The organism is Nitrospirota bacterium, assembly GCA_020846775.1.
Taxonomy (GTDB): domain Bacteria; phylum Nitrospirota; class 9FT-COMBO-42-15; order HDB-SIOI813; family HDB-SIOI813; genus RBG-16-43-11.
Map to the genome: position 1 here is coordinate 14,589 of JADLDG010000089.1, position 23,442 is coordinate 38,030.

General features: G+C 43.0%; 22 protein-coding genes and 1 other RNA gene. 20 read left to right on the plus strand and 3 right to left on the minus strand.

Annotated elements, in window-relative coordinates; translation table 11 throughout:
- Window positions 1–11: 11 nt before the first annotated feature.
- A complete protein-coding gene (locus IT392_10670; GenBank protein ID MCC6544941.1) occupies window positions 12–410 on the minus strand; it encodes a DUF1844 domain-containing protein in 399 nt (132 codons plus the stop codon).
- A 190-nt stretch (window positions 411–600) separates the two neighbouring features.
- Here IT392_10670 and IT392_10675 point away from each other — a divergent pair, with 190 nt between their 5' ends.
- Window positions 601–1,500, plus strand: coding sequence for a ComF family protein (locus tag IT392_10675; protein ID MCC6544942.1), 900 nt, complete (start codon window positions 601–603; stop codon window positions 1,498–1,500).
- On the opposite strand, the gene rlmN is transcribed toward IT392_10675, so the two are convergent.
- Window positions 1,478–2,530: a 23S rRNA (adenine(2503)-C(2))-methyltransferase RlmN gene (rlmN, locus tag IT392_10680; protein MCC6544943.1), complete on the minus strand. Its 1,053-nt coding sequence runs from the start codon at window positions 2,528–2,530 to the stop codon at window positions 1,478–1,480. The genes IT392_10675 and rlmN overlap by 23 nt on opposite strands.
- A gap of 299 nt (window positions 2,531–2,829) precedes the next feature.
- On the opposite strand from rlmN, the gene IT392_10685 reads away from it, so the two are divergent.
- The 13 genes from IT392_10685 to IT392_10745 all read left to right on the plus strand — a co-directional run bounded on the left by IT392_10685 (window position 2,830) and on the right by IT392_10745 (window position 15,680).
- Window positions 2,830–3,153, plus strand: a complete 324-nt coding sequence (locus IT392_10685) for a cytochrome c (GenBank protein ID MCC6544944.1) — start codon at window positions 2,830–2,832, stop codon at window positions 3,151–3,153.
- Between the two features lie 16 nt (window positions 3,154–3,169).
- Complete coding sequence (locus IT392_10690) at window positions 3,170–3,919, plus strand: hypothetical protein (GenBank protein ID MCC6544945.1); 750 nt, start codon at window positions 3,170–3,172, stop codon at window positions 3,917–3,919.
- Window positions 3,920–4,002: 83 nt separating this feature from the next.
- On the plus strand, window positions 4,003–6,342 hold the full coding sequence (locus tag IT392_10695) for a tetratricopeptide repeat protein (GenBank protein MCC6544946.1): 2,340 nt from the start codon (window positions 4,003–4,005) through the stop codon (window positions 6,340–6,342).
- 78 nt (window positions 6,343–6,420) lie between these two features.
- Window positions 6,421–6,909: a DUF4388 domain-containing protein gene (locus tag IT392_10700; GenBank protein ID MCC6544947.1), complete on the plus strand. Its 489-nt coding sequence runs from the start codon at window positions 6,421–6,423 to the stop codon at window positions 6,907–6,909.
- Window positions 6,899–9,184, plus strand: coding sequence for a GGDEF domain-containing protein (locus IT392_10705; protein ID MCC6544948.1), 2,286 nt, complete (start codon window positions 6,899–6,901; stop codon window positions 9,182–9,184). The genes IT392_10700 and IT392_10705 overlap by 11 nt, the downstream gene beginning before the upstream one ends.
- Before the next feature lie 22 nt (window positions 9,185–9,206).
- The gene (gene zapB, locus IT392_10710; GenBank protein MCC6544949.1) at window positions 9,207–9,479 is read left to right on the plus strand and encodes a cell division protein ZapB; all 273 of its coding nucleotides are present in this window, start codon (window positions 9,207–9,209) and stop codon (window positions 9,477–9,479) included.
- Window positions 9,472–9,774, plus strand: a complete 303-nt coding sequence (locus IT392_10715; GenBank protein ID MCC6544950.1) for a cell division protein ZapA — start codon at window positions 9,472–9,474, stop codon at window positions 9,772–9,774. Before zapB ends, IT392_10715 begins: the two co-directional genes overlap by 8 nt.
- Window positions 9,775–9,789: 15 nt before the next feature.
- Window positions 9,790–9,972, plus strand: a non-coding RNA gene (ssrS, locus tag IT392_10720) — 6S RNA.
- Window positions 9,973–10,172: 200 nt separating this feature from the next.
- Window positions 10,173–11,480 (plus strand): replication-associated recombination protein A, encoded by a 1,308-nt coding sequence (locus IT392_10725; protein ID MCC6544951.1) that lies wholly within the window; start codon window positions 10,173–10,175, stop codon window positions 11,478–11,480.
- Window positions 11,481–11,508: 28 nt separating this feature from the next.
- A complete protein-coding gene (gene rny, locus IT392_10730) occupies window positions 11,509–13,071 on the plus strand; it encodes a ribonuclease Y (GenBank protein ID MCC6544952.1) in 1,563 nt (520 codons plus the stop codon).
- Complete coding sequence (locus IT392_10735; GenBank protein MCC6544953.1) at window positions 13,068–13,850, plus strand: TIGR00282 family metallophosphoesterase; 783 nt, start codon at window positions 13,068–13,070, stop codon at window positions 13,848–13,850. Before rny ends, IT392_10735 begins: the two co-directional genes overlap by 4 nt.
- 4 nt (window positions 13,851–13,854) lie before the next feature.
- Window positions 13,855–15,180: an exodeoxyribonuclease VII large subunit gene (locus IT392_10740; GenBank protein ID MCC6544954.1), complete on the plus strand. Its 1,326-nt coding sequence runs from the start codon at window positions 13,855–13,857 to the stop codon at window positions 15,178–15,180.
- Between the two features lie 65 nt (window positions 15,181–15,245).
- The gene (locus tag IT392_10745) at window positions 15,246–15,680 is read left to right on the plus strand and encodes an NUDIX hydrolase (GenBank protein MCC6544955.1); all 435 of its coding nucleotides are present in this window, start codon (window positions 15,246–15,248) and stop codon (window positions 15,678–15,680) included.
- A 21-nt stretch (window positions 15,681–15,701) separates the two neighbouring features.
- Here IT392_10745 and IT392_10750 read toward each other — a convergent pair whose 3' ends face one another.
- Complete coding sequence (locus tag IT392_10750) at window positions 15,702–16,544, minus strand: universal stress protein (GenBank protein MCC6544956.1); 843 nt, start codon at window positions 16,542–16,544, stop codon at window positions 15,702–15,704.
- A gap of 274 nt (window positions 16,545–16,818) precedes the next feature.
- On the opposite strand from IT392_10750, the gene IT392_10755 reads away from it, so the two are divergent.
- The 6 genes from IT392_10755 to IT392_10780 all read left to right on the plus strand — a co-directional run bounded on the left by IT392_10755 (window position 16,819) and on the right by IT392_10780 (window position 23,400).
- Window positions 16,819–18,216 carry a sodium:proton antiporter gene (locus IT392_10755; GenBank protein ID MCC6544957.1) on the plus strand — a complete coding sequence of 466 codons (1,398 nt, stop codon included), beginning with the start codon at window positions 16,819–16,821 and terminating at the stop codon, window positions 18,214–18,216.
- Between the two features lie 132 nt (window positions 18,217–18,348).
- Entirely contained in the window at window positions 18,349–18,756 is a 408-nt protein-coding gene (locus tag IT392_10760; GenBank protein ID MCC6544958.1) for a universal stress protein, read from the plus strand.
- A gap of 413 nt (window positions 18,757–19,169) precedes the next feature.
- A complete protein-coding gene (locus tag IT392_10765; protein MCC6544959.1) occupies window positions 19,170–19,577 on the plus strand; it encodes a universal stress protein in 408 nt (135 codons plus the stop codon).
- 24 nt (window positions 19,578–19,601) lie between these two features.
- Complete coding sequence (locus tag IT392_10770) at window positions 19,602–21,104, plus strand: MFS transporter (protein MCC6544960.1); 1,503 nt, start codon at window positions 19,602–19,604, stop codon at window positions 21,102–21,104.
- A 589-nt stretch (window positions 21,105–21,693) separates the two neighbouring features.
- The gene (locus IT392_10775; protein MCC6544961.1) at window positions 21,694–22,929 is read left to right on the plus strand and encodes a cation:proton antiporter; all 1,236 of its coding nucleotides are present in this window, start codon (window positions 21,694–21,696) and stop codon (window positions 22,927–22,929) included.
- 96 nt (window positions 22,930–23,025) lie between these two features.
- Window positions 23,026–23,400, plus strand: coding sequence for a hypothetical protein (locus tag IT392_10780; GenBank protein ID MCC6544962.1), 375 nt, complete (start codon window positions 23,026–23,028; stop codon window positions 23,398–23,400).
- Window positions 23,401–23,442 lie beyond the last annotated feature (42 nt).

Here is a 23,442-nt window from a genome sequence, read left to right on the forward strand (position 1 = left end):
AGTTTTCAGCTTCAAGCACTTTTCTTGGAAACTAATTCAACATACCTCATCCGCAAGGCATACAAGAGGTTCTTAATTAACTGACCTTCTTCCTGAGTAAGGTTACCCTTTGTCTTTTCTTCAAGCATTGAGATAATATCAATAGTCTCTTTAGCCAATTGAAGTGATACCTTCTTTATGCCGCTGACAGGATCCGGTTCTTCGCCAAGATGTATAAAAGCTGACCTGCCAAGGGAGAATGTAAATGCTGCAAAATTAATTTCAGTTGGAATCGAGTAAGACTGCTCTTCAGCGCCAGCCTCTTCCCGCTTCTCATGTCCGGGTTCCTGATCTTTCGGAACATCGGCAGCATCCCCATCCTCTTTAAATCGCCTCTTATCCCTTATCGTAAACTGATCATCATCCTGCATTTTCTCACCTCCTAACTTATTAACTTTTATCATAAAAAGCAGTGTAAAAGCAATAACATAAATGCACATGATTACGGTCATCCTCGTTTCATTGTGCATATAGCAATGTGCAGGCATGGGTTCACAACTCTGTGTTTTACTTTGCTTATAAGCAGTTAGAGATTGGCATATTTCATGAAATGTAACCCAGTTGTTTCAGATCCTTAAATACATTCAGGATGACCGCGGTGTGAGTGACAGGGGGCTTTATCTTCGTATGAAACTGCTGTCTCATGCAATAAACTTGATTTTTCCCTCAGCGTGTAAAAACTGCAATAGAATGGTCTCTGCAGATGCAGTTACACCCTATTTCTGTAAGGAGTGCTGGCAGGGTATCGAGTGGTTAGACTTTCCATCCTGTCCGAGGTGCGGAGTGCCATATGTTAATAATTATTTTGATACCGGCAAGAAATCCTGGCCCGGACAATCTGCTGCAGGTCACATTTGCGGAGACTGTCGTGAGAAACCTCCATATTTTGACATGTCCGTATCGGCTGGCCGTTATACAGGTGCATTGTCTGAGGCCATAAAGCTCTTTAAATATAAAAAAAAGATACAACTTGGGAAAAAGCTGGCTGAGCAGGCGCTGACATCTTCTTTAATTGAAAGAACAGTTCGAGAAGTTCATTTCCCTCGAACTACTGATAAAGTGTGCGGCTTCCCTGCCTATCGGGCTGAATCAGCTGTTTCAGCGAAAACAGTGATTGTACCCGTTCCTCTTCATGTTAAACGGCTCAGGGAACGTGAGTTTAACCAGTCAGCCATCATAGGTTCAGTATTTGGGAGGATCCTCGGCATTCCAATTGCAGCAAACGCTCTCGTACGCCATCGCCACACAAGACCACAGGTTGAACTGGACGGCAAGGATAGAAAAGAAAACGTATCAGGGGCTTTTAGTGTTGATGACAGAAAGATTATAGAGTGTAAAGAGATAATCCTCGTGGATGACGTCTACACATCAGGGTCAACAATCAATGAGTGCTCAAGGGTTTTGAAGGAAAACGGAGCTGACAGGGTATATGTAATTACTATTGCGCGGATGGTGGAATGATCTCCTCCCTCAATTGACCGCATGCGGCAAGGATATCTCGGCCGCGTGACTTTCTAATAAATACTGAGTAATTGTTATTGACAAGTATCTCCTGAAACCTGTAAACAGACTGCTCAGACGGCCTCTTATAAGGGGATCCTGGAAACTCGTTAAAAGGTATCAGGTTAATCTTGCATTGTAATCCCTTGAGCAGCTTGGAAACACGCCTTGCGTCTTCCGGGCTGTCATTAATCCCTTCAAGGAGGACATATTCAAAGCTCAGCATCCTGCCCTTGCGAAGGGGATAGTTCCTGCACGCATCGAGCAGATTTTTCAATGGGTATTTTTTATTTATCGGCATTATCGAGCTCCTCTGTTCATCTGTTGATGCATTCAGAGATATTGCAAGGTTGATGTTCAGACTGCATCCCCCCAGTTTCCTGATTCCCGGTACAAGCCCGGAGGTCGAGAGCGTAATCCTGCGGGCTCCGATAGCAGGCCCCATAGGGTGCTTAAGGATTTCAATTGCTTTAGTCACATTATTATAATTCGACAGGGGTTCACCCATACCCATTATCACAATATTCGTGATTCCCATTCTCTCCGGCAGACCCTTCTGAACCAGGAGAACCTGGCTTACTATCTCTGAGCTTTTCATATTTCTCACGAGCCCGCCTTTACCTGTGAGGCAGAATGTGCAACCCATCCCGCATCCAACCTGCGTTGATATGCAGAGTGTTAAACGGTCTTCCTCCGGTATCAGAACACTTTCTACACTGTGACCATCCTCAAGCTTAAACAGGAATTTTTCTGTACCATCAGAAGATACCTGCCTCCTGATTTCAAGCAATTTGCTTATGTATGCCTTCCCGGATAGGAGCTCACGGCTCTCTTTTGAGAGGTCCGTCATCATTTCAGGTGACTCCACACTCTTACCGTAAACCCAGTGAAATATTTGACGCCCTCTGTACCTTTGCAGCCCTGAAGAAAGCGAAAACTCCTCCAGTTCTGTTAAACTTAGATTTTTCAGGTCTGTTTTTTTCACAAGAATATTCCCGCTCACCCCTCCATCCCCTCCCCCTGTAAAGATGGGAATCCGATACCCCCTCTGAAAAACGGAAGGGAAAGGGGATATTCAATCATTTTACATCACTACCTTACTATCAGTCACGCAGAGATTGACAGAATAATATCCTACTGCTATTTTAATTATGATATACTACCTGGAAATACTCATCAAAGAAAATTCACAATACAATATCCGGTACAGAATCGAAAGACTGCGATTGCTTGCCTGCAAAATGATTGACATGAGCCATCACAGAAAAACAAATAACCGAGGGAGATAGTATGAATTACAGAAAATTAATCTTCGCAATAGTCGTTAATGCAGTATTTACAGGGATACTGTTACTGGGTTCTTCTTCTCATGCCGCTGATTTGAAGTCCGGGGAAGTTGTCTTTAAGAAAAAATGTGTAATGTGTCACGGAGAGCAGGGTCAGGGTGGGGTTGCGATCAAAATAAATGATCCTAAGGTCCTCAGCAAGACGGATCAAGAGATCAGAAAGACTTTAACAGAAGGGGTTAAAGGTATGCCAGGCTACCAGAAACTCCTTAAGCCTGAAGAGATAGACTCTCTCATGGCATTCATACGTTCATGGGGAGTTAAATAGAAAGAGCGGAGAAAACATGTCTGTTATTTTTCTTGTTTTACTTCTTACTCTTGGTACCTTGATGCCGGTTGCCATTTCTGCTGCAGAACAAAACAACTCCTGTATTGGGTGTCACAAGGACCTTCCCGCTGGCTCTTATGCCGGACATAAATTTTCTGATTATACAGGCTCTGTGCATGACAAGAATAATGTCAGATGTGAGGCATGTCACGGCGGGGATCCGGTATCTGCTGATAAGACTGCAGCTCACAAAGGAGTCCTCAGATCAGGTGATCCCGGGAGCCCTGTTTATTTCAGAAACCTTCCACAAACTTGCGGAAAGTGCCATGGCAAGGAGCTTGTCAATTTTTCCAGGAGCAGGCATTATGCAGAGTTGAAGACCTCAGGCAGAGGTCCATCCTGTGTAACGTGTCATGGTTCGATGGGTACTTTCATCCTTACGTCAGGACAGATAACGGAATTCTGCACCATATGCCATAATAATAAGAGAGGCATTCTTCCTAATGCACCAAAGGAAGTCAAAAATGTCCTTAGTATGATGGAATTGGCTAATACAGTTGTAAGTTGGTCAGAAGATTTCATCAAAGAGGCACAGAAGGATAGAAAAAGTACCCCTGAATCTGAAAAACAGCTGACAATTGCCAGGAATTATTTGAAGAATGCAAAGACATCATGGCACACGTTTAACATGGAGGATGTTACGGCAAATATTGAGGGTGCCTACACCGCAGCAAAGAATGCGAGAGACGGCTTACGACTGCACTGAGAAAAATCCTTTTTTTACCGAAGGACTAACTTTTTTCCCTTCATTCGCTGTTAATCACAGACATTTCTTGTTATAATATAAATATGCGAATCAGGTCCATCCTTATTTCCTTGGTCATAATCATTTGTACTACGACAGATATTTTTGCTGACAAAATAGCACACCTCACACCTCCCTTAAGCCTCCTGCCGCAGGGGGAAGAAACATCAAATAATTTAACTGAATTACCATCTTCGTTGTCAGGAGACGTCAGCTGTGAATATCAATTTAATCCTGAAGCCTACTATGAAGATGCCATTAGTCAATATAAGGATGGGAACCCCAATGGCGCCCTTGAAAAATTCAGGTTCCTTGCAGACAACAGACTGGAGATCAATGATCCTGAAATTACAGGTCCATCCCTGTACATGACCGGACATATTATGAGTGAGCTTGGATTGGAAGGGGCTGCATTATACTATGAACAGATTATCTCCGTATATCCGCTTCTTATTGATTATGCACTGTTCAGGTTAGCTGAATCTGAAGAAAGAAAAGATAACCCTGCCGAAGCGGCAAAACTATATACAAGGGTTTATGATTCATATCCTGACTCAGGTTTACAAAAAAAGGCCCTGCTGAGGGCATCAAGGAATTTCCAGTTAACTGGTAATACAAAGGATGCGAGGGCAGGTTTTAAGACATTCCTGGATATTTATTCAAAAGATACGGCAGTACCTGAGGCATTGTATAACATCGGGATTAGTTATCTTCGCGAGGGCAGGGAATCAGATGCCCAAAACTTCTTCCAAAAAATATGGATTGATTACCCTTTAAGCAGGGAGGCCCGGTTAGTAAAGACGATGGTCCATCTCCCTCTAAGTGCAGACAATATTTTCAGGAGGGGGTCAAGCTTCTATGATAAAGGATATTATAAAGAGGCAATTGACGAATATAAGAGCGTGTTATCAAAGAAAAAGGGGGTTTCAAAGGCAGTCAGGAAAGAGGCTGCTTTCAAAATTGGAATGTCATATTACAGGTTGCGGATGTCGGGTGAGGCTGAAACTAACCTTGAACTCTTTCTGACAAAATATCCACATGATAAAATGGCACCGGACGCCGCATATTGGCTTGGAAGAACCTACCTCAGGCTGGGTAAAGAGAACGCGTATATCTCATCCAGTAAAGAGTTCCTGAAACAGTATAAAAAAGATGAAAGGTACCCGGAGGTATTGTTCAGGCTGGCGAACATCTGCGCGGAAAGAAATGATATTAAAAATGCCGTTTTTTATTTCGACAGGGTGATCAGCGAGTATCCTCTGAACAGTTTTGCGGCTGACAGCACGTGGAAGAAGGGATGGATTTCATATAAGACCGGCAATAAAGAAGGAGCACTGCAAACATTCAATACAATTATTAATTCCCCTGGTGAACATCCATATAAGGCACAGGCCTTGTACTGGCGGGCAAAGCTTTTGGGAAAAAACGGGGATTATGAGGCAATGAATAAGGACCTTTGCCGGTTATGCAGTAACCATGGTCAATCGTTCTATTGCCTGTTTTCTAAATATTATTTTAATGTGAACAGAAATGATGAAAAACAGGCATGTCAACCGGAACATCGGGCTGAACTCGAATCAGCATCGTCTTCAGTATCTCAAATTATTCAGGTTCGGGATGACAGGGGGATTTCATTTTCGCGTGACAGCATCAGCAATAATCCTGAGGAACAAGGACTGAAACGCATCAGGCTCTTTCTTTATCTCGGATTAAAGGATGACGCTAAAACTGAAGTTCTCAAGTTACGCAGCAGAATGAATGATAACAAAGAAACATCGCTGATGCTTGCAAACATCCTCTCTTCACTGGGCGAGTATAATCGAGCCATGTACACGATACGGCCATATATTCCTTCACTAAAGTCTGACAACGTAGACGGCTCTGACAACAGCCTGTGGCCGCTGGTATATCCTGCGGGATACAGCGATCTGATTACAAAACATGCAATAAGGAGTAATCTGGACCCCTTTCTGGTTTACGCTATAATTCGGGAGGAGAGTTGGTTTAACAAAGAGGCCGTATCTCCTGCCGGCGCATTAGGTCTTATGCAGTTAATGCCCGGGACTGCCAAACGCGTGGCAAAAGACTCATATGCCGGAAGAGAATCTTTATTCGATCCGGAGACAAATATAGAACTGGGAACGAAATTTTTCTCCGAGAGACTCCGTCAATTTGACGGGAACATCTTCCTCGCAATAGCAAGTTATAATGCAGGGCCTGAGGCTGTTGAGCAATGGATGAATGAACTCAGTGGAGTTGAACTTGATGAGTTTATTGAGGATATCCCGTATAAGGAGACTCGCGAATATGTAAAAAAAGTCTTCAGGAGTTATATGGAATATAACCGTCTGTATAAAGAAGAAATGAGGATTGACACCCTGTAGTAAAAGGTGTATAGTCTGTCGAAAATCTGCCGATTCTATCCTTTACTATTTTTATACTCTTTTTTACGGGAGCCAAACTTGCAAAGCCATCCTGAAGAATACCATTCTGAGGAAAATCATACCGGATCACTCCTTGATATAAACCTTACGGATGTCCTTCAAGTCCTGTCTGTCAACAAGAAAACATGCACATTATTTCTAAAGAAGGGAAATGAGAAGGGAGAGATCTTCCTAAAAGACGGAAGGATCGTTGATGCAATATCTGGATCTCTCAGTGGTGAACCTGCGCTATATCATCTGCTTGACTGGGAGGGAGCAGATTTCTACATTGGCACATCTGTTGAGAAAAATTTAACGGTACGGATAGAAAAGGACATCCAGTCTCTTATTATGGATTGGATAGAGTACCGTGAGACGCATAAGGAAAAGGATGATGAAAAGATAGAAGAACAACCTTTACGAGTAGAAGCGACAGAAGAAGTCCGTATAGTTGTTGATGAAACGCTTGAGTTTTTAAAAAGATTAGAGTCCGAGGGATTGATAAAGGCAATTCATAATGAATCATAATGGAAAGATAAAGGTTGCCCTGATAGGGGCAGGACAGGAAGGGTTAGAGATTCTTTCTCTTATGAGGAAGGACCCTGACCTCTCTGTAATGATGCTTGTTGACCCCGATAAGTCCGCTCTGGGGTTCAGGTTGGCCGATTATGGTTATAAATACTCTGACAACCTTGACTTAGGGTTTTCTCAGCGGTTCCAGACCCTGTCTTCCATACAGAACCTCAGCTTGATTATTGATACTGCACCTGAGAAATACCATAAGGATATCTACTCGATATACCTCCGCCCGGCCGAGATAATGAACGGTTCTTCCGCAAGGCTTGTATGGGAGCTTAAATCCAAATCAGACATGAAAGATAAAAGAAACCTCATATCAGGGCGTCTGACTGCAGTACTTGAAGATCTCAAAACAGGCATTTCTGAAATCCCGTATGCCCATGCATTAAATGAGGTCAGTTCCCTTATATTAAGGAGTGCCCTTCTCGGGGTACATGCTGATTCAGCTCAGTTAACGATACTGAGCAAAGATTCCGGCTGCAAAATATTAAAGGATATTTGCAGCGGAAGAGACCTCCTCATCAAAAAGGGGAGGATTAACTCTCCTGTCAGTGATGACAAAAAAGCGGACAGGATCATCAGAAGTGTTGTAGAAAAAAGAGAAGTCTATAAGTTGGATACCGGGGCAGTAATTCCAGTTACTAAAGACGGTGATGTAATAGCTATGGTCTGGCTTTACTATACAAATGACAATATTAATCGTGCTGAAGATGACATTTCATTTGTTCTGCCGTTAGTGAGTCTATTCGGGGAGTATATCCAGGATGCCATCAAATCTGAAAAATCACGGCTGCTGAATATAGAAGAAAGACTTTTAACTGAGCCACTAAACATTATCCGGTCAGATAAGCCTGCGGGACAGAAACTCAATGATATTAACAGGACATTGCGTAATTTTGTCGAGGCAGAAGATTCACATATCTACATAAAAGACCCGGCAACAGGGGATATTGTCCTTCAAGCTACCACCTTGAAATTTCCTTTTCTTACAGGAGAGATACGGATAAGGAGCGGGACAGGCATATTGAGCGAGATCCTCGAACGGCGGAATTTGATTACTCTCTCTGAACCGGGTCTTTCTGAAGGCGAGAGTATCTCTCAATTTGCAAAAAGAGAAGACACTGTATCCATTGTGTATCTCCCACTTGTCTCCAAAGGTGACGGGGTTGGTGTAATTGCAATGGAATTTACCAATGTCCGCAATCTGACGCCAAAGGCCATCAGTTGTCTGGAAGATATCGGGTTCCAGCTTGCAGGCTCTATTAGCAATGATGTGGAACGCCATCGCATGTCGCGGAAAATCCTCAAATTATACACGGTAAACGAAGAGGGGATAGAAATCCTATCCACAGTTGACATTGAGAAAATAGGAACCCTGGCGACTTCATCATCAGCCATGCTCCTGGATTCCGAGGCAGCAGTTCTCCGTTTAAATGAGAATGGTGGTCTTGTCGTAAAATCTACCTGCGGTTTAAAGGAAAATAGTGCCGGTCAGACTCTGATTGATATTGACAATGAACTCTGCACCACCGCCATGCAGACTAAGATTCCTGTTATTCTACATGACCTTGCGGAGTATGCTGAATCAGGGATAATTCTCACTTCGTCCGGTGAATTCCGTTATAAAACGGCAATGGTTATTCCGGTCACATACGGCACTGAGGTTCTTGGCACACTCTCTTTTTATAATAAGACGGCCCCTGAAGTCTTCAGCAGTCTCGTTTTCAGTGATGATGACAGAGAGATTGCAGAACGTTTCATACAGTATATTGCAAGAGGAATAATAAACGCGAGGCGTTACAGCGAGAATCAGTCACTGATAACTATAGATGAGTTAACAGGACTCAGGAATGAGCGATACCTTCAGATGCGTTTCCCTGAAGAACTGAATCGTGCAAGAAGATATAACAGGTCCGTATCCCTTATCTTTCTGGATGTCAAACCTGCTGATGAAACCATCATACATTATGCTTCACGGATCGTAAAGGAGACATTCAGATACATTGACGTGCTGGTAAGATTGAAGGAGGCTAAGTTTGCTATCCTCCTCCCTGATACCGGGCCTTCGGTGAAGGATGCTGTTGTCAGGATAGCGGATGGACTTGGGACATTAAAAGAAAAAAAATCCGACGTTTCAATTTATATAGGATATAGTACATATCCATATGACAATGAAGACATGCATGAGTTGATAAAAAAGGCATCAAAGCTAAGACAGTATTAATATCACGAAAGGAAAGGACTTTATGAGCATTGACAAGATCAAGGTGTTGGAAGACCGTGTAACCCAGGTGATGGAATATATTATGAAACTTCAGGCGGAGAGGATCGAGCTTGAGAAGGGCCTGCAGGAAAAGGAGACGATCATTAAAGACCTGGAAGAACAGGTTGCATCATATAAGAAGGTCGAGGATGATTTCAGCAAGATGAAAGACGAAAGGGGCGAGGTACGCTCAAGGATTGAAAAGATATTGGATTCATTAAAAGGAGTGGGAGGTGGCGGCCAACCCGTTGAATAGCGGTAAAGAAACCGGCAAGGGAGTTGAAGTCGAGATATTCGGCCAGAAATATGTCATCAAGGGTAATAATGATGAGGCATATATTCAGCAATTAGCAGATTATGTTGATTCGAAGATGCGCGAGATGCATGGCCGGCATAAACTCTCAACACCTGCGAAGACAGCCGTGTTGTCTGCAATAAATATTGCACATGAGTTGTTTTCATTAAAAAAGGAGATGGATGAAAAGGATTCGGTAATAGCAAAAAGGACGGATAAACTGTTAGATCTCCTTTCTGTTGAATTTAAGACCTGACTTTGATATTATAGATATGCCCTGCTCTGTTCGTGATATAAAGGAAATTTTAACCGAACAGTTTTAAAATGGGGACCTTGTTCAAAGATGCGGTGTGCATGCCCTTTTAACGAAGGGAAGCCTTAAGCGTCTGTCAGGGTGCCCACTTGGTCTGACCAGGTAAAAATTTTCTTTTTACACGGCAATAGTGGGGCAAAAGAGATAAGGGTTTAATATGGGTAAAGATATAAGATATCAGTTTGCTAAGGTGGATAGTCAATTTATATATGGAAACAATAAAAAGAGGGATGATGTAGATCCCGATTAGCATTGATAAAACCATCCTTATAGTACCTGTCATAAAGCCCGCTTCTCTTCTGCAATAGAAATGAAGGTATTTTTAGATCAAGATGAGAAGAATGGACTTATTCAATTTCGCAGACGATAAGAGTGCCCCGCTCGCGTGGAGAATGAGGCCTAAAAAGCTTGAGGAGTTTGTCGGTCAAAGGCATGTAATGGCCCCCGGCAAACTACTGAGGCGCATCATCGTCGCTGACAGAATCAGGTCTCTCATCATCTTTGGACCACCTGGCAGTGGTAAAACCGCAATAGCCCATCTAATAGCAAGTCTTACCAAGGCACAATTTATTGAGATAAATGCAGTCACTGCAGGGATAGCCGATATACGGGATGCCATAGGACGTGCCAGGGAATGGCGTAATTCCGGACATGAAAAAACGATCTTATTTATTGACGAAATACACAGGTTCAACAAGACACAGCAGGATGCCCTGTTGCCTCATGTTGAACAGGGTATCGTAATCTTAATAGGCGTTTCTACTCAAAACCCCTTTTTCTCTATTATTCCGCCATTGTTATCGCGGTCACTTATACTTGAATTCCAACCCTTGCCGGAGGAAGAATTAGATATTATCCTGGAGAGGGCTATTGCCTGCATTAGGGATATAATTAACAACCATCAACTGCATATGAGCAAAGATGCGCGGAAACATCTGATAATGTCTTCAGAAGGTGATGCGAGGAGACTCTTAAACGCCCTGGAGATAGGCGCCTTAACTACTCAACCGGATGAAAAAGGAGAGATACTATATGATTTAACTGTTGCAGTAGAATCTGTTCAGAAGAAGTATGTTCAGTATGACGACGGAGACAGCCACTATGATACAATTTCAGCATTTATAAAGAGTATGCGGGGGTCAGATCCTGATGCCGCCATCTACTGGCTTGCAAAGATGATCTATTCAGGGGAAGATCCTCTGTTTATCGCAAGGAGAATAATCATATGTGCCTCTGAGGATGTAGGTATGGCAGATCCAAGGGCGCTCACTGTTGCTGTCTCGGCGCTGCATGCCCTTGAGGCCATAGGTATGCCGGAGGGGAGGATCCCCCTTGCAGAGGCCGCTGTCTATGTTGCTACAGCCCCGAAAAGCAATGCCTCCTATGCGGCAGTTGATGCGGCATTGAGGGATGTTGAGAATGGCGTTGTGCAATCTGTACCGGAATATCTAAAAGTCAGTCACTACAAAGGCGCTTCGAGGCTTGAAAAGGGAAAGGATTATAAATATCCACACGACTTCGGCGGTTATGTGGAGCAGAAATATTTATTGAAACAAGCCGTGTATTACAACCCGACCTCAAATGGGTATGAAGCAAATATTAAGAAAAGGGCTGCTGAACTGAAAAATTCTAAGTCAGGCAGAGACTAAGGACGAGAGGGGAGAAAAAATGGAATTTATGGAAATTATAGAGGTCGTAATAATAGGAATCGGTGCGATCATTATCGGGGCAATCGCTGGATTCATAATAAGAAACCGGATGATGGAGGACAAGGTTAAGGAAGGACGTGAGCAGGCTGAGAGAATCATCAAAGATGCTGAGAGGGAGGCAGAAACCAAAAGAAAAGAAATCGAGATAGAGGCTAAAGATAAGCTTTATCAGGCAAGGATTGAAATAGAACGTGAAACCAAGGACAAACAGGCAGAGCTTGTAAACCTGGACAAGAAACTGAGCCAGAAGGAGTCCCACCTGGATAAAAAAGGGGACCAGTTAGACAGAAAGGATAACGATCTGCACAGAAAAGAACGGGAACTGGTTGTACGTGAAAAGCTCGCGACTGAGAAGATAGATCAATACGAACAATTATTGCGCACGTCCAGAGAACAATTGGAGCATATATCAGGAATGTCGGCAGAAGAAGCAAAGAAGCACCTCATGCAGGCTATGGAAGATGAGGCAAAGTTTGAGGCTGCCAAAGAAATAAAGCACATAGAGGATGATGCCAAAGCTAACGCTGAGAAAAAGGCCAAGGAAATAATTACAACCGCTATTCAGAGATATGCCAATGAACATGTTGCAGAGGTGGCGGTATCAGTAGTAAATCTGCCGAATGACGATATGAAGGGAAGGATTATCGGACGGGAAGGAAGAAACATTCGCGCACTTGAGAGCGCTACAGGAGTGGACTTTATCGTAGATGATACACCTGAAGCAGTAATCATCTCAGGCTTTGACCCTGTACGCCGTGAGGTTGCAAGGCAAACGCTTGAAAAACTAATATCAGACGGCAGGATACATCCTGGACGTATTGAGGAACTTGTGGAAAAAGTTAAGAAGGATGTGGAAAAAAATATGAAGGAGGATGCCGAGAAGGTATTGTTTGAACTCGGGATTCAGAACGTCCATCCTGAGATTGTTAAACTTCTGGGCCGCCTTAAATACAGGACAAGTTATGGCCAGAATAATCTCTTCCACGCCAGGGAGGTAGCTTTTATCTGCGGCATGATGGCATCCGAGCTTCACCTTGATGTTACCTTATGCAAGAGGATGGCGCTGCTTCATGATATCGGCAAGGCCTTAACTCATGAGCATGAAGGGGCCCATACAACACTCGGTTTGGAAGCTGCAAAAAAATATGGTGAGAATTTAAAGGTGCAGAATGCGATAGCTTCACACCACGGGGACATTGAGCCAAACTGCGTGGAGAGTGTGCTCGTAGCTGCCTCTGACGCCCTTTCCGGCGCAAGACCAGGGGCAAGAAGAGAGACATTTGAGGCTTACATAAAGAGGCTTGAGAATCTGGAAAAGGTTGCAACATCCTTTAAAGGAATAGATAAGGCATACGCGATATCTGCAGGAAGGGAAATACGCGTCATCGTAAAACATGAAAATATTTCAGATGCGGAGGCCGCACAGATAGCGCGTGACATGGCGAAGAAAATTCACGATGAGTTGACATATCCTGGTCAGATCAAGGTAACAGTTATTAGAGAAAGCCGTTACGTGGAGCTCGCCAAGTGAATATCCTGTTTATTGGTGACGTTATAGGCGAGACAGGACGGAAGATAATTGGAAATAAACTTGAGACGGTTGTTGATGAATACAGGATCAACCTGGTAATTGCGAATGGTGAAAACGCTGCAGGCGGCTTCGGCATAACGCCCAGGATTGCGGACGAACTGCTGGATGCCGGGATAAATGTAATTACCTCAGGTAATCATATATGGGATAAGAAGGAGATAGTGCCCTATCTCGAGAAAGAGCGTAGGGTACTGAGGCCTGCCAACTATCCTGATGGTGTCCCTGGGCACGGAAGTTTCACCGCTTACACGAATACCCGTGATAAGGTCGTTGTACTTAATCTTACCGGTCGTGTCTTTATGGGCAATTTTGACTGCCCCTTCCGTCTTATTGACCGTGAAATCAAGCGGCTTAGGGCTGAGTCGGATATTATCATAGTTGACTTTCATGCCGAGGCAACATCTGAAAAGATTGCATTAGGGTGGTATGCGGACGGCAGGGTATCAGCTATCATAGGCACACACACGCATGTCCAGACGGCTGATGAACAGATCCTGCCAAAAGGCACGGCCTATATTACTGACGTCGGGATGACCGGACCAACAAATTCAGTCATAGGTATAGAAAAGGAAATGGTCATTGATAAATATCTTACGCTGATGCCAAAGCGCTTTGAAGTAGCTAAAGGCAGAACTATCCTGTCTGCAGTGGTAATTGAGGTAAATGAACTTGATGGAAAGGCGTTATCAATTGAAAGGTTACAGTTAAGAGATGACTGAGCAAATGGACATTCCCTTCCGGCATATTCTTACCGTCTCCCAGCTGACTTCCATAATTAAGTCATCACTTGAAGATAAATTTACAGACGTGTGGATAGAAGGTGAGATATCTAATTTCCGGGTACCTTCTTCAGGGCATATCTATTTTACACTGAAAGATAACTCATCCCAGATCAGGGCTGTATTATTCAGAACATCTGCCCGCATGCTCAAATTTGTCCCTAAGGAGGGTCTTCATGTACTTTGCCGAGGGAGGATTACCGTATATGAATTCAGGGGCGAGTACCAGATTGTAATAGAATACATGGAACCGAGGGGGATTGGAGCACTCCTGATGGCCTTTGAACAATTAAAGGAACGTCTATTGAAAGAGGGCCTGTTTGATGAATCAAGAAAGAGGCCGATACCCCCCTTCCCGAAAAAGATCGGGATTGTAACTTCTCCTACAGGGGCCGCCGTAAGAGATATACTCAAAGTAATAGAGCGGCGTTTTGCCAGTGTGGAAATAGTCATCGCCCCTGCGTCAGTACAGGGGGAGAGGGCGGCTCCTGAGATCGTTGATGCAATAGTGGATTTGAATGCGATTGAAGGCATTGATGTAATTATTGTTACAAGGGGCGGCGGAGGGATAGAAGACCTATGGCCATTTAATGAAGAGATAGTAGCCCGTGCAATATTTAACTCACAGATACCTGTCATATCTGCAGTCGGGCATGAGATAGACTTTACAATAGCTGACTTTGTTGCTGATTTGCGGGCGCCTACGCCATCGGCAGCGGCAGAAATGGTTGTTAAGAACAAGGAAGATATACAGCGGCATCTGCATACGCTCTATCAGAGACTGTTGTATGCTGAGAAGACTTTTTTAGGGAAGACACGGGAACGAATCAACTCTTTGAGAGCCAGGGTATTCAGCCCGGAAAAGGAGATAGGCAGATATTTTCAGAGATTAGATGATGTGGAAATTAGATTGAGAAACGGGATTAAAAGATTAATTAAAGACAAACAACATAACATTGAAAAACTGATAATGGATATAAATTCCTTCAACCCGCAAAACAGAATCCAGCTGTACAAACACAGAATGGATACTTCACTAAACTCTCTGTTTAAGAATTTTTCACACATGCTTGCACTGAAAAAAGAGGGATTTCACATTGTCGTTGCGAGGATTGATAGCCTCAGCCCACTGGCTATTCTGTCTCGGGGCTACAGCATTACATATAAGCTCCCTGAGAGATCAATTATAAAGTCATCTGCTGATGTGAAGAATGGAGATAAGATAGAGGCTAAACTCCATGATGGCACAATCACTTGTATAGTTGAATAAATTCACTCGAAAACACTACCTTTCCGTCATTGCTATTCATCTCTGCATCTGCTATAAATTTATGCATGAAGTCATTGGCTTGTCCTGATTGCGGCGCTGTGATCCAGCCTAAAAATCCCTTCCCTGCTGTTGATATAATTATCGAGCTTGATGGGAAGGGCATTGTACTGATACGACGTAAAAACCCTCCTTATGGATGGGCGATACCGGGCGGTTTCGTTGATTACGGAGAGTCAGTCGAGGACGCTGCGACACGTGAAGCGCTGGAAGAGACATCTCTCAGGGTAGAACTCCTCCGGCAATTCCACGTCTATTCATCCCCTGACCGCGACACGAGATTTCATACCGTGTCTACAGTATTTATTGCCCGGGCAACCGGCACTCCTATGGCAGCTGATGATGCACAGGACGCAGGGATATATACTAAGAACTCACTCCCTGATGAGATCGTATTTGATCATAGAAGGATCCTGGATGATTATTTTAGTGATAAATATTAAGGGACTACTCTATGGAAAAACTCACTGACCAAACAATAGTGGTTTATTTCCCGATCTTATCAAATGCCTGCTAAGGCTCCCTATCATAAAATCAAGAAGTCCTTTTTTAGAATGAACCCCAAGCACTACCATATCCGCCCACTGAAGATATCTTTCTTCCATTGCCTCGATAATGTCCTGCGATATCTGTTCAACTTTAACGCTGCTGAAGGAATGGGCATTTAAATAAGCAGTGGCGCCGTCGAGATAGAATTTCGCAATATCTTCATCAATCCCGGACATCAATAACGTAATGTCTGTTTCAAAGACAGCGGTATCGAATAAATGGACAAACCCCTTCATGGCCCTGACAGCCGGCAGGCTTCCGTCAAATGCTATCAGGACATTCATCTTTTCCTTGAGTGAAATGCTGTCAGGCACTGTCAGAACAGGGGTAACTACATTACTTAGTATCCTCTCAACAGAATCACCCGGAGTCTGTGCCGTTTCAAAATCAAAGTGTGTAGATATCCCCATCACCATTAAATCATAGAATATCGAGTCCTGAATAATCTGCTCACTTGGAGACCCCTGAAGTTCAGATTCACGGTGGGCAACGCCCTCCCGCTGGCATTTCTCCCTGAAGTTACCCAGTAATGCCTTAATATGTTCACGGGCCTTTTCTTCTTTGGTCTTCTCCAGTTTCTCTGCATAGTAAATCCCGCCAAGAGGTGTCGGCCCGATGGATTTCTTGATTCCAGGGGTATCCAGCACTACGACACCAGTGACTTCAGCGTTCCGTTTTTTTGCCAGAAAACAACCATACTCCAAAGCAGCTGCTGCATAAGGTGAAGGGTCATAAGGAATCAGGATTCGCCGTAGCATTGTTTCTCCTTTTCGGTTACATACTTTTATTGAAATCAGGATGTTCAGGGATTCATTTTCACCGCAATAATAGCAGGATAGGATTTAGCAGTCAAGATTAAGTCAACAGTCAATATTTCGTTGACTTGAACAGTACTATTAATGTATATATATAAAACCTCGGAGGGGTAATGAACTAATGGAGGCAGTTGTGAAGAGATTTGCAGCTTATGTAATTTTTACGGCTTTGATACTTATATCATCATCCAGTCTTGCCCTGGCCGGTGAATTTGAAATGCACAGCATGGGACACTTCAGTGCAATGACAATAATCCCATTTGCCCTTCTCCTCGGTTCGATAGCGGTAATGCCATTTATAAACAGACACTGGTGGGAAAAAAATTATCACCTCGTCTCTTTTGGACTGGGATTATTGGTGATATTATATTATCTCATTTATATACGTGCCTCAAATGGCTTTGCCGACATCTCAGGGGAAACGTCATATGGACTTCACAAGCTCATTCATACCGGTGTTGAATATTTCAGCTTTATAGCGCTTATCGGCTCTCTCTTTGTTGTCTCTGGCGGAATCTATATAAAGCTTAACAATAAATCAACCCCCCTTATAAACACTGTCATACTTTTTATAGGCGCTATAGTTGCCAATTTCCTTGGTACTACCGGCGCCTCAGTGCTCCTCATAAGGCCATTCCTGAGGATCAACAAGGAGAGGGTAAAGGGTTATCAGGTAGTATTCTTCATCTTTATTGTAAGCAACATAGGCGGGGCTCTTACCCCTATAGGGGACCCGCCATTATTCCTGGGTTACCTTAAAGGTGTCCCGTTTTTCTGGGTAATCGGACGTGTCTGGCATATATGGCTGCTTACCACTGCAATAGTACTGGCAGTATTTTTTGTAATGGACTCCATAAGTTATTCGAGGGTTAAGACAAAGATCTCTAAAGTTGGCGCTCCGGGGAAGATGGAAATCCTGGGCAAGAAAAATTTCATTTATCTTTTTATGGTACTTGCTCTGGTACTGATGCAAAAGATGGATTCTATTAAGCATTTTGAAGAGATGATTGGGGAGAATGGCGAACTCTATATAACAATGATAGTCGCAACCCTTATGATCATTGTGTCAGCTATCGCATATAAAGGATCAAACAGAGAGGCCATTGAGGCAAACGAATTTAATTTTCTTCCAATAAGAGAGGTTGCAATTCTCTTTATAGGCATATTTGCCACTATGATACCTGCCCTCGATTACCTTGAGCAGAATGCAGCCGCGCTCGGCGTAAATACCTATGGGCAGTTTTACTGGGGAACAGGGATACTGTCAAGCGTTCTGGACAATGCACCCACTTATCTTAATTTCCTCAGTGCGTCGTTTGGGCTTGCAAATCTCTCAGTGGATACGGATATGATGAAGTTTCTTGACCCGGGCCATACTATAACATTACTAAACGGCGTGACTGTCTATACGTGGAAATATGTGCAGGCCATCTCTCTTGGAGCTGTATTTTTCGGGGCAAATACATACATTGGCAATGGCCCAAACTTTATGGTAAAGTCAATCGCTGAACAGTCCGGGGTGGAATGCCCCAGTTTTTTTGAATACTTTTACAAGTATGCACTACCTGTTCTTATTCCAACATATGCACTCGTGTGGTATTTATTCTTCAGATAAGAAGAACACCTCTTTCTCCTTTCTATTTCTCCTTGATTTATCTTATTTAAAGAGGTAAGATAGCCGAAATAACAACTCTTTCGCGTGAGGAATCAGAATGGTAATTACCCGTGGAAGGAGGTGAAATATTTCATGAAGATAATGATCTGCTATGATGGTTCTGAAGGCTCACACAGGGCAATGGAACAAACAGTAGATTATTTTAAGGCTCATAAGCCGGAGATAATACTTGTAACAGTCGTGGACCCCCCCCTTGATTCCAGCCTTGAAAATGAAGAAGTATTTGAAAGATGGCGAAATAGTCGGCAAAATGAACTTTTAGATGCAGCAAAGTGGGTTACAGAACATGGTCTGGAGGCTGATGCGATTCTTGCGGTGGGCGATCCCCGGAAGATGCTGATTAAGGCGATAGAAAAGAAAGCTCCGGACCTGGTTGTCGTAGGGAAAAGGGGAAGAACAGAGATGGATAAGATGATACTCGGGAGTGTCAGTGCATTCCTGGTGCGGCACTCACCACTCCCTGTGCTTGTTATGACTTAACATATTATATTGTTCTCTTTTCCTTTACCCCTCTCCGTTACCCACTCCCCTAAATGGAGGGGGGATAAAGATTTTATGTAGATGGAATGTTACAATATAATAAATGAAGATTATACTTCCGTTGCGAATTCGTAACATCCTATCTTATTGATATTATTAATCATAACATCGTCAGGTTGCAATATTGACCAATATCACTCTTTAGAGTGTTACCAAATTGAAACAGCCTGAACTTTCTGCTGACCTATCAAAAATACCATATCTTATTGTTAACTAAGACAAAATAACATATTAATCGAACTATGGCATTTTTTTTGCTCTTAAACTTCAAGCAAAGTTATAATTTAGCCTGGTATTATAGTAATACTATTGAGGGAGTAATTCTAACCCGGAAGGGGGGTGTTGTTGTAAGTATGAAAATATTGATATGCTACGATGGGTCACCTGCATCACAAAGGGCAATGGAAAAGTCTATAGAGTTTTTTAAGCAAAAGAGCCCGGAAATTATCCTGTTGACTGTCGTGGAGCAGCCCCTTGATGCAAGTCTGGAGAATGAAGCTATATTTGATAAATGGCGGCAGGACCGGCACAAAGAATTAAAAATAGTAAGTTCATATGTAGCTGATCACGGACTGGACGTTGACTCTATCCTTGCCATAGGAGATCCGCGAAAAATGATTTTGGAGATAATAAATAAGAAGTTGCCAGACATGGTCGTTGTGGCAAGACGTGGTAAGACTGAGATGGAAAAGATGCTGCTGGGGAGTGTAAGTGCCTTTCTTGTCAGGCATTCAACACGCCCCTTGCTGATTATGACTTAATGGCTTTCTCAAAGGGGGATAAAAATGACAGTATCAGACTTATTTAAAGTTAAAAACCCGGAAATTCGTGCCCTGCATTTTACATGGATCGCATTCTTCATTTCCTTTTATACATGGTTTAACATGGCGCCTCTTGCTACCACCATGATCAAAGAGCTGGGATGGCTGACCATGAAGGATATCAAACTCTTTGCGATATGTAATGTCGCACTCACAATCCCGGCCCGCGTCTTCTTCGGCATGCTTCAGGACAAGTATGGACCGAGAAAATGCTATTCGGTATTAATGATACTGATGGCAATACCAGCCCTGGCATTTGCCTTTGGCAACAGCGGGGCACAGCTTCTCGTCACCCGTTTGATCCTCAGCTGCATCGGCGCCAGCTTTAGTATCGGTATACATATGACAGCCCTCTGGTTTAAACCGAGAGATATTGGCTTTGCAGAGGGGTTTTACGCAGGATGGGGAAATTTCGGCTCTGCCGGAGCTGCAATGACACTGCCATGGGTTGCATTGTATCTATTTGGCGGAGGCTCCCAGGGATGGAGATATGCCCTGGCAGCAAACGCGATTGTAATGCTCGGATACGGTATCCTCTATTTTTTTGTTATTACTGATGGTCCGGCAGGGGCTCCTCAGCATAAACCGAGAAAGACCTCTGCTATGGAAGTCAGCACCTGGTTTGATATGATCAAACTCATTATTGTAACCATCCCACTTTGGGGTATACTCTCCATCCTCATCTGGAGAATCCAGAACTTTGGTTATCTCAGTGCAGATGGTGCAATTATCGCATATGCTGTTATAGTTGTCGTTATACTTTACCAGATAATTCAGATATTAAGGGTAAATATTCCGATTTTAAAGAAAGGTGTGCCTGAAGATGACAAGTATAAGTTTAATAATGTCATCTCCCTGAATACGACCTATTTTGCAAACTTTGGCGCTGAACTTGCGGTTGTCTCCATGCTCCCGGCTTTCTTTGAAAGTACGTTCACATTGACCCCCACAGCAGCCGGTCTCATTGCCTCATCCTTTGCCTTTGTGAATCTCATTGCGAGGCCCCTGGGAGGGTTCCTGTCTGATAAACTCAGCAGCAGGAAGTTGATTATGACCATCTACATGTTCGGTATAGCTTTAGGATTTTTGGGGATGGGATTCATATCATCTGCATGGCCTATAATTCTCGCCACAATTCTGACTGTTGCATGTTCAATGTTTGTTCAGGGAGCTGAAGGTGCAACATTCGGCGTAATCCCTATGATCAAGAGACGCATCACAGGTCAGATAGCCGGGATGGCTGGTGCCTACGGCAATGTTGGGGCTGTTTTCTATCTCTTCCTTTATACTTTTGTCACCCCGAGTCAGTTCTTCTTGATTATTGCGGCTGGCGCTTTTGTAAGTTTTTTAACATGTATCTTTCTGTTAAAGGAGCCTGAAGGATCATTCGCCGAGGAGTACCACATGTCATCTGTTGACCGTGAAATGCTCGCACTGCACGAAGGGGAGTCAGTAGGACACCACTGATCAGGTTTCTAATGCATAATATTGAATAAGCCCCAATATCTCTGATAATGGGGCTTATTTTAAGGAACAATTAATATTTCTTCAAATTAACTGTAAACGGCTACACCAAGAACAGTTACAGATATTACTAATATATTCAGTGCCAGCCCTGCATAAAGTTGAATTTTCGTATATTTACTCATTTTAATCCTCCTTTAAATTTCTTACAGTCATTATAATAATCCAATATTAAAGCTGCATTAAAAGCCATAGATGACTACTCCAAATGCCGTAGCTGATATTACTACTATGGTCAGGACCAACCCCGCATAAAGCTGAATTTTTGTATGTTTACCCATTTTAATTCCTCCTTCCAATTTCTATAAGTCATTATAATAATCCAATATTAAAGGATTGTTAGAAAAGGTAATGGCAGAAAATTTGACTGGATATAGATATGGAAATCATGTAAAATAGACGTATCCGGTGGTTCAGGAAATAATACTACTTACATCTATGTAAGTAGCTGTGCCGACCTCATTTTTGCCGGCTACTAATAATATAACAATCTGAAACGGCCTGACTTCGGGAAAGTGCAACTTAAAGAGTTATGGAAATATCGTTCGTTTTTTTAATAGCAGGGCTTATCATAATTATCGGTTTTTTTGGAGGTGTCTCTTTCGAAAGGACAAAAATCCCGGATGTCCTTGTCCTCCTGGGGATAGGTGTAGTCCTGGGCCCCTTATTCGGTCTTGTTGACCCAAAAAACCTAACCCGATTTGCAGAATATTTCGGTTCTCTGGCACTCATGATCATTCTCTTCGAGGGTGGGATGGATATGGACCTCAAAAAATTGATGAAAGAGTTCGGGACAGCCTCTCTCCTTGTTATGCTCTCCTTCGTACTTTCCACCCTTTCCATCGCAGGTTTTCTATTTTTCATAGAAAGCTGGGACATATTGAGAAGCCTTCTGTTAGGTACAATTCTGGGCTGTACAAGCGCAGCCATAGTTATTCCTGTTATTGGCATGATGTCATTAAAAGAGGAAATAAAGACTATACTATCCGTAGAGTCGGCATTCAGCGATGTCTTTGCAGTCATATTTACTGTCTCATTAATCGAATTTGTACAGCTCGAGACTAAAGGAATTGATGCACCTTTTCGAGCAGTCGCCAGTTCTTTTTCAATCGCAATTGTATTAGGGGTAGCCTCAGGGTTATTTTGGCTGAAGATACTTGATATTTTCAAGGACCGAAAATATTCCTACATGACTACGCTGGCTGCAATGCTGATAGTTTATGCGTTAGTAAATTTTCTTGGAGGGAGCGGGCCGATCTCTATTCTGATATTTGGCATCATACTCGGTAATTGTACTGATCTGGCTGGATTTCTGAAATTAAAGACCTGCTCTCTGGTAGATGTATCCATCAAATTTCTGCATGGAGAAGTAACCTTCTTTATCAGGACCTTTTTCTTTGTCTATATGGGAATGATGATCTCTTTCTCTCTCATTAGTCGCGACTTCCTTGCATTGAGTCTTGCACTGGTTTTGATTATCCTGCTGGTCAGGTATATAAGCGTCTTTGTAATTGCGTTGTTCTTTCAGGAAAAAAAGAGGGACAGGTTCGTGATGCTTTCCATGCTTCCGAGGGGACTTGCCTCGGCTGTCCTGGCTACTCTCCCGGCAACGGCCAACATTATTGGTACTGAACATTTTACGGACTATACATTTGCTGTTATTGTCATGACAAACATCCTGATGACCACTGGTGTTTTTTTTGTTTCGAGGAAAAACGGCCACCCATTATTAAAGGCAGGAGGGAATCGAGTATCCCATCAAATATAGGTCCGTCGCTTTGTGAGAAGTAAAAACATTGAATTCCTCACTCTACTTTGTTAAAGTTTAAGAAGAACAAGGAACACTAACGAAAGGGGGACAAAGATGGATTTCTGGCAGAAAGTCAAAAGGGATGTACAGAAAGGTTTAAAGGATGGGGTTGAAGTAATGAAAGAGGGCGTTGCAGTTGCAAAGGAAAAAGCCGGAGAGATGTCGGACGAAGGGAAAAGGCGTTACCAGATATTTCTCCTTAAGACAAAAGTACAAAAGGAAATATCCGAGTTGGGAGGAAAGGTCTACGGATTGAGTGCAAAGGTGAAAAACCCAATGCTCGACAGTACAGTTAAAGCTGCAATCACCAGAATCAAGAAGATTGAATTACAGATCGTTAAACTGGAAAAAAACACACAAAATACGGTAAAAAAATCGGTAAAAAAAGTGGTTGCCAGGACAACAAAAAAGATCAAAAAGATAAAATAAAATCCGGCGGCAAAATTATTAAGCCTTATAGTCCAAACGCGA